Here is a 16,116-nt window from a genome sequence, read left to right as displayed (position 1 = left end):
AAATTTAAAACTATTTTTTCTTCATTAAATCCAACAATACTTTTTCATAATTATCTAGAATAATCTCCTTGGAAAACCTCGATTTTATACAATTTTTAATAGCATCCTGATCATACGACTGGTGCAGAATGTGCATAATTTTTTGCGAAAAATCTTCGTGATTATTGATATTGCCAATTTCACCATTAATTTCGTGCTGGATGATTTCAGTGATGCCACCCGGACAGTTGTTGGCTAGAGAATACGTTCCACAGGCTCCTGCCTCCAATAAAACATTGGGGAAACCTTCATATCTTGAGGAAAGAATAAACAAATCTGCATATTTCAAAAACTCATACGGATTCTCCTGTCGTCCGTGAAAAACCACATTTTTTAAGCCTAAAAAATCTTTCATCTGGTGCAGAATCTCACGGTCTTTTCCATCTCCTAAAATATGCAACAGAATTTTTTCATTTTTTAATCTCGAAAATACCTTCAAAAGATTGTCAAAACCTTTTCTTGCAGATAGATTTCCTATAGCAACAACGTTTTTATAATTGTATTTAAAACTTTCAGGCTTACGGGAAATCATAAGTTTCTGATCAATAAATTCAAAGTCTACAGGATTATTTATTTTAATAATCTTTGAGCGGTTGACCTTAAAATTATTCACCAGATCGTGCATCATATCGTCGCTTTGCGCAATAATCTGCTGGTAGTTGTTATAGAAATTATAGAAAAATTTAATTTCTTTTTTAGTCACATGCTCAGAAACAACATTGGTTTCTCTGGCAATAAATTTTACTTTCGGGAAAAGTTTAACAAATAGAGATAAATACGCGTTCACTTCTCCAAATCCTGAAAATACAATATCCGGTTTTCTTCTGTATATTTCTTTTAAAATAGGCTTTAACGAATGTCTTATTCTTTCAGTATCAATGTCAATAATTTCCACATCACTTTTAAGAAAATTCAGATAACCGCCCTGTTTGCGTAGAAGCAAAATCTTAGGTTCAAACAAATCTCTGGAAAGATGGTTTGCGATAGTGGTAACGATTCTTTCTGCGCCTCCGGTTTCAAGATCCGGCAGAATAAATATGACAGAAATTTTCTTATTCATTATACAGTTGGTTTGAGAAAACCTTCCAGTTTAAAAGTGTTTTTCTATAGTAGAATTTATATTAATCAGCAATTTTTAATTTACATTAATTCAGGAAATTCATGAGAATGATTGTTCAAAATATGATTAATTAAAAACTGATTGCCTTTCTGATCGAAAAAAATGTACCAAGTTGTATGATTATTGGCTTTATATTTTATGAATTTGCTCCCAAATTTCTTGAGATTGTTTGGAGTTTTTCTAACATTGAATTTAAAATCACTTTTCATTACAAAAAAAACAATTTCCTGAACATAAGATTTTGCATTCTCTTTAAGTCCAAAATAGTTTTCCTTGTATAAAATGTCTACCAAATCTTTCAGATAGATTTCAACTTTATTTGAAAAAACTACTATTTTTTCCAAGGCAGAGATTCGATGTGTTCATAAACCCTCCTCATCAATTCTTCGCCAGACATTCCCTTAGCAAATCTTTCATCAAAATCATCTTCGACAGCATATTTTGGCTGTGTTTCGGCAACTTTTCCGTCTGAAGTCATACTGCTCTTTATTTTCATCAGTTCGGCAATGTCTTCAAGCTCTTCCATATCTTTAATCCATTGAATAAGCTCTTTCTTTGCTTCAGTAATTGGATCTTCCATTTCAATATTTTCTACAATTAATTGGCGACGTCACTGATAAATTTAATTCTCAGCATTCTTACTTCTTCGTCAGAAAGTTCATCTCCAAACTCATCCAGCAAAACTTTCATGCTGTCGCTTTCAGATTCTGTCATAAATTCCATGAATTCCTCTACCATGTCTTCATCAAAATTTTCTTCGATATAATAATCGATATTCAATTTTGTTCCCTGATAAACGATTCTTTCCATTTCCTTCAACAGATCGTTCATCGAAAGATTCTTTGCTCTTGCAATATCTTCAAGATCTATTTTTTTATCGGTATTTTGGATAATAAAAACTTTATGGCTTGATTTGTTTGCCACATTTTTCAATACCATATCCTGAGTACGCTCTATATTGTTGTCTTCAACATATTGAGAAATAAAATCTGCGAATTCTTTCCCGTACTTCTTTGCTTTTCCTTCACCTACACCGTAGATTTTTGTAATCTCTTCGGTGGTTATCGGATACTGAACGGTCATATCTTCCAAACTCGGATCCATAAAAACCGTATATGGCGGTATTCCATGTTTTTTCGCAACCTTTTTTCTCAGTTCTTTCAGCAATCCAAATAAATTCTGATCGAGTCCTCCTGCCGCCTGCATTTGCACCTGATCGCTGTCTGCTTTGGTTTGTGACAGATCAAATTCCCGGTCTTCAGCAATTAAAAACGGCTCTTTGAATTTCCCGTCAATAACTTCATGTCCTTTTGCTGAAATTTTCAGGACACCATAGGTTTCAATATCTTTTTGTAAAAAGTTCTGAACAGTTGCCTGTCTTAAAATTGTTTTCCAGTAATTATCTTTTTCATCCTTTCCGAAACCAAAAAATGAAGTCTGCTCCATTTTATAAGATTTGGTGACTGAATTTTCTTTTCCGACAATTACTGCAATAAGATCTTTTGATTTAAATTTCTCCTGAGTCCCTTTTATTAATTCCAAAACTTTTTTCAAGTCTTTGGTAGCATCTTTCAGCTTCGGCGGGTTTGATGCATTATCACACATATTGGCACCTTCACCTTTTACAGGGTCAAAAGTTTCACCGAAATAATATAAAATATACTGTCTTCTGCTCATTGAAGTTTCGGCATAACCCACTACTTCATTTAATAACTGTAATCCTATTTCACGTTCGGAAACAGGTTTTTGAGCTAAAAATTTTTCTAATTTTTCAATATCTTTTGGATCATAAAAGGCAAGACAGTGACCTTCACCACCATCACGACCAGCACGACCGGTTTCCTGATAATAACTTTCCAGAGATTTTGGGAAATCATAATGAATGACAAAACGGACATCCGGTTTATCAATACCCATCCCAAAGGCGATTGTGGCAACGATCACGTCAGCTTCCTCCATCAGAAATTTATCCTGATTGGTTACTCTCACTTTTTGATCTAGACCTGCGTGATAAGGTAATGCATTCACTCCGTTGACCTGTAAAAGCTGGGCAAATTCCTCTACTTTTCTTCGGCTCAAGCAGTATACAATTCCTGATTTACCTTTGTGTTTGTTGATAAATTTTACAATTTCTTTATCTACATTCACTTTTGGGCGAACTTCATAATATAGATTTGCTCTGTTAAAGCTCTCTTTAAAAACCAAAGCATCGGTCATTCCCAATGTCTTCTGAATATCATCCTGAACTTTTGGTGTTGCCGTTGCCGTAAGAGCAATTACCGGAACATCGGCAATCTTGTCGATGATTGATTTTAAATTTCTGTATTCGGGTCTGAAATCATGTCCCCATTCTGAGATACAGTGCGCCTCGTCAATCGCTACAAAAGAAATTTTCACATCTCTGAAAAATTCCAGATAATCTTCTTTGATGAGCGATTCAGGAGCTACATAAAGAAGTTTTGTTTTTCCGCTTTTTATGTCGTCAAAGACCTGTTTGGTCTGCGTTTTGTTTAAAGAAGAATTGAGAACATGGGCTACTCCATTTTCAGATGAAAGACCGTTTACGGCATCCACCTGATTTTTCATTAAAGCAATCAATGGCGAAACCACAATTGCAGTTCCTTCTGAAATAAGGGCGGGAAGTTGGTAACACAAAGATTTACCACCTCCAGTCGGCATAAGGACAAAAATATCTTTGCCCTGCAACAGTTCCTCTATAATGAGTTCCTGCTGACCTTTGAAAGTAGAAAATCCGAAGTATTTCTTTAACTCGCCTGATAAATTGGCTTTTTTTGCGCTCATCTAATTTTGTATTGCTAAATTTGCATCTAACCCAAAGTTATAACTTTTTTACTGAAAATAAAAGTAAACGGATTTATAAAAAATAAAACCTGCGTTAAAAATTCCTTAAAACTGCAGCTTTACTTTGGACTAGTTTAGATAGAAATCATACCGGAAATGGATACATCAAACATTATTTCAATCGCTAAGAACACGCTAGCCATAGAAATAGCAGAATTAGAAAAATTAAAAACAAGAATCGACCAGGACTTTGTGAAGGCAGTAGAAATCATTCACTCCGCTAAAGGTAAATTAATCGTTGTAGGAATCGGAAAATCTGCTCACGTTGGAAATAAAATTGTTGCTACATTAAATTCTACGGGAACACCTTCACAGTTTCTGCACGCGTCAGAAGCGATTCACGGTGATTTGGGTGTGATTCAGAAGCAGGATGTTGTGCTGTGTATTTCAAATTCAGGGAATTCTCCTGAAATCATCAATTTGGTTACCTATCTTAAAGACTATTCTTCTGCTTTAATCGGAATGACAGGAAACAGAAAAAGCAAGCTGGCAGAATATTCTGACGTAATTTTAGACACCCACGTTGATACGGAAGCCTGTCCTAACAAATTGGCGCCTACAAGCTCTACAACTTTACAGATGGCTTTGGGAGATGCTTTGGCGATTTCATTAATGGAACTTAATGATTTTAAAGAAAATGATTTTGCGAAATTCCATCCTGGTGGAAGTCTCGGAAAAAATCTAACCGCAAGAGTTGAGCAGTTTGTTTCTTCACAAAAGCCTCACGTAACTTTAGAATCATCTATCAGAGATGTTATTATCTCGATCAGTGCATCGAGTCACGGGATTACTGTTGTGATCGATAATGAGAAAATCATAGGCGTCATCACAGATGGTGATTTGCGAAGAATGTTATTGAATGGTGACGATATTTCTAAAATTCTGGCCAAAGACATTATGTCTGCAAATCCCAAAAGTCTTGAAAAGGATTCTTTAGCTAAAGAAGCGATGAAGATTTTAAAGGATAACAATATTGGACAGCTTATTGTTACAGACAACGGACAGTACTTTGGAATTATAGATATTCATAAATTACTGGACGAGGGAATTAATTAGATGCAGGACTGAGATTAGGAATAGAGTTAAGATTTTATTTAAATAAAAAAATGATAAACATTGATTAAAACAATGAATCTCAAATTTCAATCATCCAATTCCCCGCTTTTTTTCATAAATTTGAAAACATTAAAAAATATTCTGTGAGTGAAGGTAAAGACATGTCCTTTTTCGGGCATATTGGTGAACTGAGAGGTCATCTTATCCGTTCAATTATCGCTATTGTTATCGCTGCTTTTATAGTCGGTTTTAATATCAATTGGATTATGGATCATATTTTCTTCGGGCCTACGCGAAATGATTTCCCGACATTCAAGGCGGTGAATCATTTTTCTAGAATGGTGCTGGGTGAAGACAGTATCACTTTACCGTCAGAATTTCCGGTGCGTGTACAGAGGCTGTATCAGCAGTTTAATGTAATGATGGCGGTTTCCATTTTTGGAGGTTTGGTCATCGGTTTCCCGTACATTGTTTGGGAATTATGGAGATTTATCAGTCCGGCACTTCATCCAAACGAAAGAAAAAACTCGATTTTCATTATCAATTCTGTCTGGATTCTCTTCATGATGGGCGTTCTTTGCGGATACTTTTTAATTTTACCATTTGCTGTCAATTTTGGAGTTATCTTTAAAATTTCCGACATTATCATTCCGCTCTACGATTTGAGTGACTACACTACTCTGTTTTTACAGGTCGTTTTAGGAATGGGAGTTGTTTTCCTTTTCCCGGTGTTGATTTACTTTTTAACGACAATTGGAATTCTAAATCCTGCGTTTATGAAAAAATACCGCAGACATGCCATTGTTTTAATTATGGTGGTTGCAGCAATCATAACTCCAGCCGATGTTTTAAGTATGATGATGGCAGCATTACCTCTGTTATTCCTTTATGAATTCAGTATTTTAATGTGTGCTTATACGTACAGAAAAGTACAGAAAAGAGAAGCTCAATCACTTGTAGTTCGAAAATAGTTTTACATTAAGAATATAAGGGCGGCGGAAAAATCTTTGATTTTTCCGCCGCTTTGTTTTCAGGATATTTTACTCATTGTTTATGATTATCTATTTTAGATTATTTAAATTTAAAGCACATCATATTTTAAATGAATAAATATTTAAAAGGATGTTTAATTGCTTCTGCAGTATTGATATTGATTATCGGTCTGATTGCAGGATGGTTTTGGTGGTCAATGGAAACCAGCCACAAAAGTGCGGGAGAAGATGGCATCAAATATTCGAAAGAATTTGATAGTATCACAACGATTACAGAAAAACCAGCCATCATGCTGGGCCAATTTAGAAAAGATGAAATTGATCAATTAAAGTTTTATTTAATTCGAAATAATGAAGTGATAACAGACACAACTGTACATTACACAATTACAGAACCCGACAAATATTTAAATACCAATATTCCATTTGAGAATTTTAAAAAGTCCGATAGCATTATTGTAGAAACTAAAAATAAAATTTATTTTACCATATCGGGGTTTCATCACTATGCTTACCTGCATTACAGCATGTTCGGTTATGTGGGAAACCACGATTGCAGATTTGCAGATGGAAATTATACCGTTAATGGGAAAAACCAAAATGGAACATTATTGAAGAAAGAGGGTAAAAGTAAAATACCGCTGTCTCTTTTAAATAAAAATTAGAGAATGTAAACTTAAACAATTGTTTTTTTAGCTTAAAATTAAAAGTATTCATTTAAATTCTTCACTTTCTGCATTTCTCCACACTTTTTTATTCAATTGATTTTAAATTTTATATTTTTGAAGACATCAAATTTTGCAACTCATGTATAAACTCTCGTATTCGATTTTATTGGCTTCCGGAATGGTTTTCGGGCAGTTTTTTGAACAGAATAAAAAGTTTACCAAACAGGACACTCTTAAAGGTTCAAATACTGAATTCCGTAATTTTTGGGATGTCAAAAAATATGAATTATCTGTAGAGCCCAACTTCGAGCAAAAAAGTATCAAAGGAAATAACAAAATCAGTTTTGAAATTTCAAAAGATGTGAGCAATCCTGTATTCCAGATTGACCTTCAGAATCCGATGAAAGCAGACAAAATTGAATGCAGTTTCCCTACAGTCAATGGCTTTAAGCAAGATGGAGACTTTATCTTCATCTCTTCTAAGAAAAATTTCAAAAAAGGCGAAAAATATACGATCGACGTCACCTATTCAGGAAATCCTGTGATCGCTAAAAATGCACCTTGGGATGGAGGCTGGGTTTTCACCAATGACGAAAAGGGAAATCCCTGGATGAGCGTTGCAGATGAAGGGATTGGTGCATCTATATGGCTGCCTGTAAAAGATATCTGGAGTGACGAACCTGAAAACGGAATTGTAATGAAAATTATAACACCATCAGATTTAGTAGGAATCGGAAATGGAAGACTTACCGATAAAAAAACAGAAAACGGAAAAAACATTTTCACTTGGGAAGTTAAGAATCCTATCAATGCTTACTCTATTATTCCGAATATTGGCAAGTACGTCAATTTTAAAGATTCTTACGCAGGTGAAAAAGGAAAACTTGATCTCGACTATTGGGTTATTGATTATAATTTAGATAAAGCAAAAAAACAGTTTCAGCAGGTTAAGCCAATGTTGAAAGCCTTTGAATATTGGTTCGGGCCTTATCCGTTTTACGAAGACTCTTACAAACTGGTAGATTCTCCTTACTTAGGAATGGAACATCAGAGCAATGTTGCCTATGGAAACCAATATATGAATGGTTATTTGGGTCGCGATTTTTCAGGAACGGGTGTCGGATTAAACTGGGATTACATCATTGTACACGAAAGCGGTCATGAGTGGTTTGCCAATAATATCACAGCCAAAGATCAGGCTGACATGTGGGTTCATGAAGGTTTTACCATGTATTCTGAAGTGCTTTTTACTGAAAATTATATGGATAAAAAGTCTGCGGATATTTATGCTCAGGGAATTCAGAACAGTATTTCCAACGACGTTCCAATTATCGGAAAATACGGCGTGAGGAATGAAGGGAGCGGAGATATGTATCCAAAAGGTGCAAGTATGCTTCACACGATCCGACAGGTGATCAATAACGATGAAAAATTCAGACAGATTTTACGCGGTTTGAACAAAGATTTTTATCATCAAACGGTAACTACCGAACAGATTGAAAAATATATTTCAGAAAAATCAGGAATTGATTTCTCTTCAGTTTTCAATCAATATTTAAGAACTACCAAAGTTCCGGTTTTAGAATATTCTCAGAATGGAACAGAGCTTAAATACCGTTTTACCGATGTGGTAAAGAACCTGAATCTTCCTGTTAAATTCGGTAACGAAACAATTTCGCCTAATGAATCCTGGCAGAAAGTAAAACTTAAAAACACCGCTCCTGTAGAGTTTAATAAGAATTACTACGTCAAATATAAAAAAGTTCAATAAATTACTAAAGACAAAGCTTCATCAGGGTTTTGTCTTTTTTATTTAAAAAAAATTAAATAAAATTTGATGATTCTGTAACAATTTCAATTTTCTGTCAACTACTTATCTATAAAATAAACCTAATGAAAAAAATAGCACTTAGCTTAGGAATTCTTGCTGCAGCTTTTGTTCATGCACAATCTATCAAAGCCAATATCGATCTTGTAAATGTGAAAGACGACAAAATCGCTGTTACCATGGAATTTCCTAAAATGAAATCAGGAGATGTTAAATTCCATTTTCCGAAAACAGTTCCGGGAACATATTCTGTGGATGATTACGGAAGATTTATAGAGGGAATTAAATTTTTAGATAATAAAGGAAAAGAAATAGCTTTCACGAAAGTTGGTGACAATACTTACTCTCTAAAAAACGCACAGTTTTTAACTAAAGTTACCTACTTGGTAAATGACAGTTTTGATGAGGAGAATACAACCGATAAGCACAAAGCTGTATTTTCGCCATCAGGAACAGATATCGAACAGGGGAAAATTTATTTGATTAATACTCATGGCTTTGTGGGTTATATCGACAATATGCAGGATGTTCCCTACCAACTGACGATCCAAAAGCCCAATGACTTTTACGGAACGACTGCCTTGGTAGACCAGGACAAATCTGAAGCTACAGATACTTTTACTTTAGCAAATTATGCAAAACTGACCGATTCTCCATTGATGTATTCAAAACCTGATTATATAACTTTCAATGCTGGAGGAATGGATTTGGTTTTAGGAGTTTATTCGCCAACAGGAAAGTACAAAGCAGCAGATTTTAAAGAAAATTTAGAGAAAATGGTCGTGGCTCAAAAGAAATTTTTGGGTGATATGAATACCAATAAAAAGTATGCGATCATGCTTTATCTTGCAGGAACAGAGGGACCTCAGATTAAAGGCTTCGGAGCATTGGAACATCACGAATCTACAAGTGTTGTCCTGCACGAAATGATGCCTAAAGAAGCTATCGACGAAGCAATTGTAGACGTAGTTTCTCACGAATTTTTTCACACGGTCAATCCTTTGAAAACGCATTCAGAAGAAATTCACTATTTCGATTATGCAGATCCTAAAATGTCTCAGCATCTTTGGATGTACGAAGGTGGAACCGAATATTTTGCCAATCTTTTCCAGATTCAGGAAGGTTTGATTACTAGAGATCAGTTCCTTCAGAGAATGAGCGACAAAATTAAAAACTCAAAAAGCTATAACGATACGATGCCGTTTACAGTGATGAGTAAAAATATTTTGCTGGACGAATACAAAGATCAGTACAGAAATGTCTATGAAAAAGGAACTCTTTTGACGATGTGCCTTGATATTGAACTGAGAAAACTGTCAAACGGAGAAATGGGTTACCGTGATATGATCAGAAAATTATCACAGAGATTTGGTGAAAACAAACCTTTCAAAGATGACAAACTGATTGACGAACTGGTAACGGTTACTGGTTATCCTCAGATAAAAGACTTTTACAATAAGTATATCTCAGGAAGTCAGCCAACTCCATACGCTGAATATTTGGCGCAGGTGGGTGTAGAAATCAACAAGCAGGAAACTCCGCCAATCTTCTGGTTTGTAAAAGATCCGAACCAGACTGGTTACAACGATAAAAACAACACTTTTGTATTTGATGAAAGTTCTGCATTATCTCCTTTTGCGAAAAGTATCGGATTCAAAATTACGGATGAAGTTGTAGCGCTTGACGGTAAGACAATCAATATTCAAAATGTACAGGAATTTATCAATTATTCTAAAACCATTAAAGATGGGCAAAACGTTACGGTGACTGTTCTCAGAAAAAATGGTGATAAAAATGATAAAATCGATCTTAAAGGAAAAGCAGTTCTCGATAAGATGACCCTTGAAACGCTTCAGTTTAAGGCCAATCCAACGCTAGCTGAAAAGAAACTTCAGGATCAATGGCTGACGGGTAAGAAATAACATAGAAAAAGCGGTGAAAATTTTCACCGCTTTTTTTTCTTAACTTATTTATTGATACAAATCCGGCTCGATCGGATTGTTATTCTTTTTGAAACCTTCTTTGGCTTTTTTCTCCATTTCTCTGAAAACCTGATTAGGGTCTGAAATTTCTCTGCCGTCAGCAGTTCTTGTTTTAAAAATCACTTTGTTGGTTTCTGAACTTTTAGACATCATTTCTCGCATATTTTTCGTCGGATCATTCACGTGAGATTTCCAGACTTTCTTAAATTGCTTTTCATTGATTTCAATATCTTTGCCGCCCATTCCGTACAGCTGTATTCCCTGTGGCAGGTCGATTTCTTTATTTAAACTGGTCTGAATATTTTTGTTTCCTACGAGCGTCATAGAATGTGATCCGGTTTTATCTTCAATTTTCACAATTAAACCCGGAAGTCCGTAGAATTTATATGGCCCGTCCTGAAATGGAAGATCTGTAGAAAACCATGCAGTCCATTCTCTGCCACCAAAATTGGTTGTGGCTTTCTGAGCATTGTACTCTCCTACTTTCTGTTTAACCGGAAGAATTTTCCATTCAGGTTTCTGGTCTTCTTCAATCTTATAACTGTCGCTGGAAATTCCTGTGAAAAGATAGGTTTTAAAGTCAGGATATTGCTTCGTTACTTTATAAGAAACCATACCCGGTTTGTCTTTCCTGTGGATGCTGATATTGTTTGGACTTGATTTCAACTGCTTTTCCAAATCAGCCTTAGCAGTTGAATCTACCACAAATTTTTGTTGACTGTAATAGTTTGAACCGTTTTTATCAATATCCAGCAGCATAACTTCGCTTGTCAAAGCAGATTTGTCAGTAGAATCTGAAATAAATTTATAGTCGTAGAAGAAACGGTTGGTTTGTGAGAAGACGACTATTGATAAGAGTAGAAAACTGAGATTAAAAATTTTTCTCATTATATTATTTCTTAATAAGTTCTATTCTGTTATTATCCTTTTTCAATCTTGCTTTTATACGCTCTTCCTGATCTTTCATGTGTGCGTTTTGTCCATCTTTCATAATCATGGTCACACCACCCATTTGCATCTGCTTGAGGCCTTTTGTAGGATCATTTTCATTATCCTTCAACAGTTTGTTATACTGTTTTGAATTTACTGAAATTTCCTTAGAACCAAAAATATCTTCAGGAACAGAACTGAAGTTTTTAACTGCCTGCAAAGTAAAACGGTGTGACTGAGTTTGATCTTCCAGTTTTACAATCAGTCCTGGCAGGCCATGAAATTTATACGGTCCATCCTGAATGGGGATATCTGTAGTAAACCATGCATACCAATGTCTACCTCCAAAATCGGCTTCTGCCTTTTGGGTGCTCCATTCTCCTATTTTTAATTTTTCTGATGTAATTTTCCAGTCAATTGTCCGCTCTTCTGAAACCTTATAAAGATCCATTAAAATTCTATTGTGTAAAAAAACCTCGTATTTCGGATATTTTTTGCTCACCGAATATCTTATCAAACCTTTTCGCATATCAGATTTTACATTGATCATTCCAGTTGCAGCCAACTGCTTATCAAGATCAACTTTCATAATTGAATCTGACTGATAAACGGTAGCACTGTAAAATTTTGAACCGGAATCTGTGACATCAAGATTCATCAATTCACTTTTCACATCAGAAACGTTGGTAGAGTCCGGAATAAACAGATAGTCGTATGTGAAACGCTTATTCTGTGCGCTGGCGAATATAACGATGAGCAAAAAGCTAAAAGTAGTTACTAATTTCATATTTAAATTTATTTAGTTGAAAATTCCACTTTATCCAGTTTTGAGAAACCTCTGTCTCCGTACGGAGTTCTGTACATTTTCACAGACTTAAATGGAGCTTTTGCCGAAGCAATATCCTTTTTAATAATTTCTTCCTGAAAAACCTTCATGTAATTTCTCAGTTCTTCTTTTGTAAATTCTTTTCCATCGATAAAAAACTGCCCGTCTTTTAAAGGTAAAACCATAACACTTGATTTCACAGGAGACTTTCTTTCATCTTTTGTAAAAGTTTGGTCTTTATTTTTCACATAAGATATAATTTCTTCGTGCTTGAACATGATGATATTCTCTTTTCGGGCTTCAAGTTCTTTTTCTGATTTTATTCTAAGCCTTTCAGCATCATCTATTCCTTTTACAAAATTGACATTTTGTGTTGCCTCATGATCTGTATTATCTTCCGCTTCCTGTGAAGCTTTTTTAGCTTTTGCTCTGTCTAATACTGACTGTCTCAGGTCTTCTCTTTCCTTATCTGTGACTTGCATTTTGGTCAAAAACAAGAACATGTCATTTCCTAGATTATTTTCCTTCATCATCTTGTTTCTTACAGCGCTGGAAACCTTGTCATTATTTTTAGCAGCACTGTAAATCATAACATTTACGGCATCGGTCTTACGCGCCGAATGGCTGAATACATAATTGGGAGTTTCTCTGTTCTTTTCTAAAAAATCTGCAAATTCAGACCTGCTGACCTTTTTACCTTCTACCAGAAAAATATCATGATCATCAGCATCCTTCATAAATGTACTGAGAGGGTCACCTTCGATGCCTGCAATCTTTAAATTTGAAACAATAGCGCCCTCAGAAGTCTGAGAATTTGTTGGTTTGATGGTATCTTTTGAAACAACATTTTCAGCGTTGGTGAGACTGATTTCATCATTAGTCTGCCCACTTCTGTTTTCTAATGACTTCATTATTTTTTCAGCATCATCGTTTACTTTTTCTATCTCTCTGTTTTTAGCGTTTACCATGTAGGCGAAAGCAACGGTAAATACCACCGGCAACGCAAAAAGTCTGCGCGCATATCCGAATTTTGTCTTTGGTTTTTGAATCATCTTGAGTCTTTTTTTTAGGTTTGAACTGAGAAACGGACTGGTCACCGTTAATTGATTTCCGGAAAAGTGACTTGCTAAAAGCATCTGCGCAAATGCTTTGGTGTCCGACTGTCTGACAGCTTTGTTATCCGCCAGATATTCGTGAATTAAATTAATTTCTTTTTTTATAAAGTAAAAAAACGGATTGAACCAGAATATTGAAGTTACGATTTCAATAAAAATTTTATCGTAAGAATGTTTCTGCTCGATGTGAACCATCTCATGCTTTAAAATCTGTTTTCCAATGTCTGAATTTATTATAATGGAATTCTTCCAGAACAGATTTTTAAAGTAAGAAAACGGCGCCTCTGAAAGATTGGTCTGATAAAAATTGATTCCTTCAAAGTTCTCTTTCTCGAATTGAGATTTAAATTTAATAATTTTAAATATTCCGAATAAAAGTTTGCATAATAAAATGACTGCAACGCCGGCGATTCCCCAGTTGATATACTTCAGATAACTGATTCCATCATTTGTGTTTTTAGAATCTGTAAAAGTTTGAATTTTATTGAGCAAAACAAAAACTTCATCGCTGAATTCAATTGTGAAATATTCGATTTTAAGTAAAGGCAGAATCATGGATACTACCATCATCGCAAGAAGATAAAATCTGTTGTAATGATGGAATGTTTTGTCTTTCAAAGCAATTTGATAGTACAAAAACATAACACCTGAGCAAATTATTACTTTTCCGAAGTATAAAATCAGCGCTTCCATATCATATTCGTTTTGGATGTCAATTAAAATTATCTTTAAAAATTTCCGGACCTATTCCGCCTTTCCTTTTTTGGTGTTTACAATTATTTCTCCTTTCAGTCTTCCATTCACCTTATTTCTAACAACATGCACATCTTTTATATTTTTTGAATCGAAAGCAGCCAAATCTTCCTTTGATACCACCTTTCCATCGATCAGAATTTTTACATCATTATCAAAGTCATCCAATCCACTGATATTAAATTTACGAGCATCGGAAATAGCACCATCAGTAATGACACGTGTATTTTGAGTATTCACGATGGTATTTTTCACTTTTTTTTCAGAATCCACATATTTAGAAATTACAGTATAGTCTGCTTTTGGATTTGCATGTGCATCTACAGAAATAATCCATGGATTATTCTGAGTTTTCTCACCGATAATTTCCGCCTGCTTTTTAGAAATCTCAGCCTGCTTTCTTGCCAGTTCGGCTCTTTCTTTTGATAATTTCTCCAGCTTTCTCTGGTCTTTTTTAGATAAAACATAGGGCTTCACCTCAGTATATTTTGCAACTCCTGTGTATCCACGAGCTACTATTGGCGGAGTTATAGGAGTTGGCGGTATGGATTGATTTTCATTAGCCATTATATCTTTCCCATTGAGATAAAATTTATTTATTTTACCAACCCGACGACCTATTTTTTCATTCAAATCTCTAATTTTATCATCTGTTAAACCCGATCTTTCTTTAAACTCCTTAGAATATAAAAAATTACTCAGTTCAACTCCTTTATCTTCATTTAATTTAAAGAAATAACTATTGCCATTGGGAGAATCCGTTTTAAATTTTAAATCATAAGCGTTGTCAACAATCTTATCCATTTCGCCAGAAAGCTGTTTCAATTCCTTTGCTTTCAATTCAAATTCATAGCTGTCATCACCTTTTTCTTTGGCAATTTTTTTCAATTCTGCCGCTTTTTCTTTCGATTTTTCGCTTAAAGTTTTAAGCTTTTCAGATTGAATCCTTAAATCGTCATTCGCTTTAGAAATTTTAGCTTCCTGTCTTTCTACGATCTGATCGATATTATTTTTAGGAGAAATAGTATCTTTTTTAATCTCAGAAACTGCATTTTCTATTTCGATATTGGTCTCTGCAATTTCTTTATTTTTCGCGTTCACCATATAAGCGAAAGCAACTGTAAATAACACCGGTAATGCAAAAATTCTACGCGCATAACCGAATTTGGTTTGGGGTTTCTGTAACATCTTGAGTCTTTTTTTTAGGTTTGAACTGAGAAACGGACTGGTCACCGTTAATTGATTTCCGGAAAAGTGACTTGCTAAAAGCATCTGCGCAAATGCTTTTGTGTCCGATTTTTTGACGGCTTTTTTATCAGCCAGATATTCGTGAATTAAACTTATTTCTTTTTTAATAATATGAAAGAACGGATTGAACCAAAAAACAGCAGTAATGATCTCAATAAATATTTTATCATACGAATGTTTCTGCTCTATGTGAACCATCTCATGTTTCAAAATCTGCCTTCCAATGTCTGAATTGATCACAATGGTATTCTTCCAAAAAAGATTTTTAAAGTATGAAAACGGTGCTTCTGAAAGGTTGGTCTGGTAGAAATTCACTCCTTCAAAAGTTTCTTTCTGAAACTGGTTTTTAAATTGTGTAATTTTTAAAACTCCGTAAAGCAGTTTTCCTAAAAAATAGAAAGACACCAATCCCAAAGCTGAAAAAACAATTCTAAAATAAATGTAATCATGATCCGCTGTATTGTTTGTGTTTAAATTCTGTATCCTGTTAATAAGCAAATAAATGTCGTTGCTCACTTCAATCGTAAAATCTTCTACTCTTATTAAGGGAAGCAATATAGAAGTAATCATCGCAAACAGTAAATAAAACCTGTTGTAATGATGAAACGTCTTGTCTTTAAGAGACAACTGATAATACAAAAACAGTACACCCGAGCAGATGATTACTTTTCCGAAATATAAAACCAGTGCTTCCATC

The 16,116-nt window shown here is 34.6% G+C and carries 13 protein-coding genes; 5 read left to right on the top strand and 8 right to left on the bottom strand.

The annotated features are described in order from the left end of the window. Positions 1 to 10: 10 nt before the first annotated feature. From OMO38_RS10050 to recQ, 4 genes are all read right to left on the bottom strand, one after another. Positions 11 to 1,099 (bottom strand): glycosyltransferase, encoded by a 1,089-nt coding sequence (locus OMO38_RS10050; RefSeq protein WP_264750047.1) that lies wholly within the window; start codon positions 1,097 to 1,099, stop codon positions 11 to 13. 80 nt (positions 1,100 to 1,179) lie between these two features. After that, positions 1,180 to 1,503 carry a hypothetical protein gene (locus OMO38_RS10045; protein WP_264750046.1) on the bottom strand — a complete coding sequence of 108 codons (324 nt, stop codon included), beginning with the start codon at positions 1,501 to 1,503 and terminating at the stop codon, positions 1,180 to 1,182. Then, positions 1,491 to 1,739 carry a hypothetical protein gene (locus OMO38_RS10040; protein ID WP_264750045.1) on the bottom strand — a complete coding sequence of 83 codons (249 nt, stop codon included), beginning with the start codon at positions 1,737 to 1,739 and terminating at the stop codon, positions 1,491 to 1,493. Before OMO38_RS10040 ends, OMO38_RS10045 begins: the two co-directional genes overlap by 13 nt. A gap of 17 nt (positions 1,740 to 1,756) precedes the next feature. Beyond that, on the bottom strand, positions 1,757 to 3,961 hold the full coding sequence (recQ, locus tag OMO38_RS10035; protein ID WP_264750044.1) for a DNA helicase RecQ: 2,205 nt from the start codon (positions 3,959 to 3,961) through the stop codon (positions 1,757 to 1,759). A gap of 156 nt (positions 3,962 to 4,117) precedes the next feature. Between recQ and OMO38_RS10030 the strand changes: the two genes are divergently transcribed. From OMO38_RS10030 to OMO38_RS10010, 5 genes are all read left to right on the top strand, one after another. Continuing rightward, entirely contained in the window at positions 4,118 to 5,077 is a 960-nt protein-coding gene (locus OMO38_RS10030) for a KpsF/GutQ family sugar-phosphate isomerase (RefSeq protein WP_264750043.1), read from the top strand. Between the two features lie 143 nt (positions 5,078 to 5,220). Beyond that, positions 5,221 to 6,048: a twin-arginine translocase subunit TatC gene (gene tatC, locus OMO38_RS10025; protein WP_264750042.1), complete on the top strand. Its 828-nt coding sequence runs from the start codon at positions 5,221 to 5,223 to the stop codon at positions 6,046 to 6,048. Between the two features lie 131 nt (positions 6,049 to 6,179). After that, positions 6,180 to 6,734: a hypothetical protein gene (locus tag OMO38_RS10020; protein WP_264750041.1), complete on the top strand. Its 555-nt coding sequence runs from the start codon at positions 6,180 to 6,182 to the stop codon at positions 6,732 to 6,734. A gap of 142 nt (positions 6,735 to 6,876) precedes the next feature. Continuing rightward, positions 6,877 to 8,508 carry a M1 family metallopeptidase gene (locus OMO38_RS10015; RefSeq protein ID WP_264750040.1) on the top strand — a complete coding sequence of 544 codons (1,632 nt, stop codon included), beginning with the start codon at positions 6,877 to 6,879 and terminating at the stop codon, positions 8,506 to 8,508. Between the two features lie 122 nt (positions 8,509 to 8,630). Next, positions 8,631 to 10,487 carry a M61 family metallopeptidase gene (locus tag OMO38_RS10010; RefSeq protein ID WP_264750039.1) on the top strand — a complete coding sequence of 619 codons (1,857 nt, stop codon included), beginning with the start codon at positions 8,631 to 8,633 and terminating at the stop codon, positions 10,485 to 10,487. Positions 10,488 to 10,535: 48 nt separating this feature from the next. On the opposite strand, the gene OMO38_RS10005 is transcribed toward OMO38_RS10010, so the two are convergent. Genes OMO38_RS10005 through OMO38_RS09990 form a run of 4 tightly spaced genes read right to left on the bottom strand, consistent with a single transcriptional unit; the run spans position 10,536 to position 16,115 of the window. Beyond that, on the bottom strand, positions 10,536 to 11,435 hold the full coding sequence (locus OMO38_RS10005) for a GLPGLI family protein (protein ID WP_264750038.1): 900 nt from the start codon (positions 11,433 to 11,435) through the stop codon (positions 10,536 to 10,538). Positions 11,436 to 11,439: 4 nt separating this feature from the next. Beyond that, on the bottom strand, positions 11,440 to 12,264 hold the full coding sequence (locus tag OMO38_RS10000; protein ID WP_264750037.1) for a GLPGLI family protein: 825 nt from the start codon (positions 12,262 to 12,264) through the stop codon (positions 11,440 to 11,442). A gap of 8 nt (positions 12,265 to 12,272) precedes the next feature. Continuing rightward, positions 12,273 to 14,111 (bottom strand): M56 family metallopeptidase, encoded by a 1,839-nt coding sequence (locus tag OMO38_RS09995; RefSeq protein WP_264750036.1) that lies wholly within the window; start codon positions 14,109 to 14,111, stop codon positions 12,273 to 12,275. A 51-nt stretch (positions 14,112 to 14,162) separates the two neighbouring features. Next, positions 14,163 to 16,115: a M56 family metallopeptidase gene (locus OMO38_RS09990; RefSeq protein ID WP_264750035.1), complete on the bottom strand. Its 1,953-nt coding sequence runs from the start codon at positions 16,113 to 16,115 to the stop codon at positions 14,163 to 14,165. Between the last annotated feature and the right edge of the window lies 1 nt (position 16,116).

This window comes from Chryseobacterium kimseyorum, assembly GCF_025971945.1.
In the GTDB taxonomy this organism is placed as follows: Bacteria; Bacteroidota; Bacteroidia; order Flavobacteriales; family Weeksellaceae; genus Chryseobacterium; species Chryseobacterium kimseyorum.
Note: the sequence above shows the minus strand (reverse complement) of the source record. Positions and strands in the feature narration are given on the sequence as shown.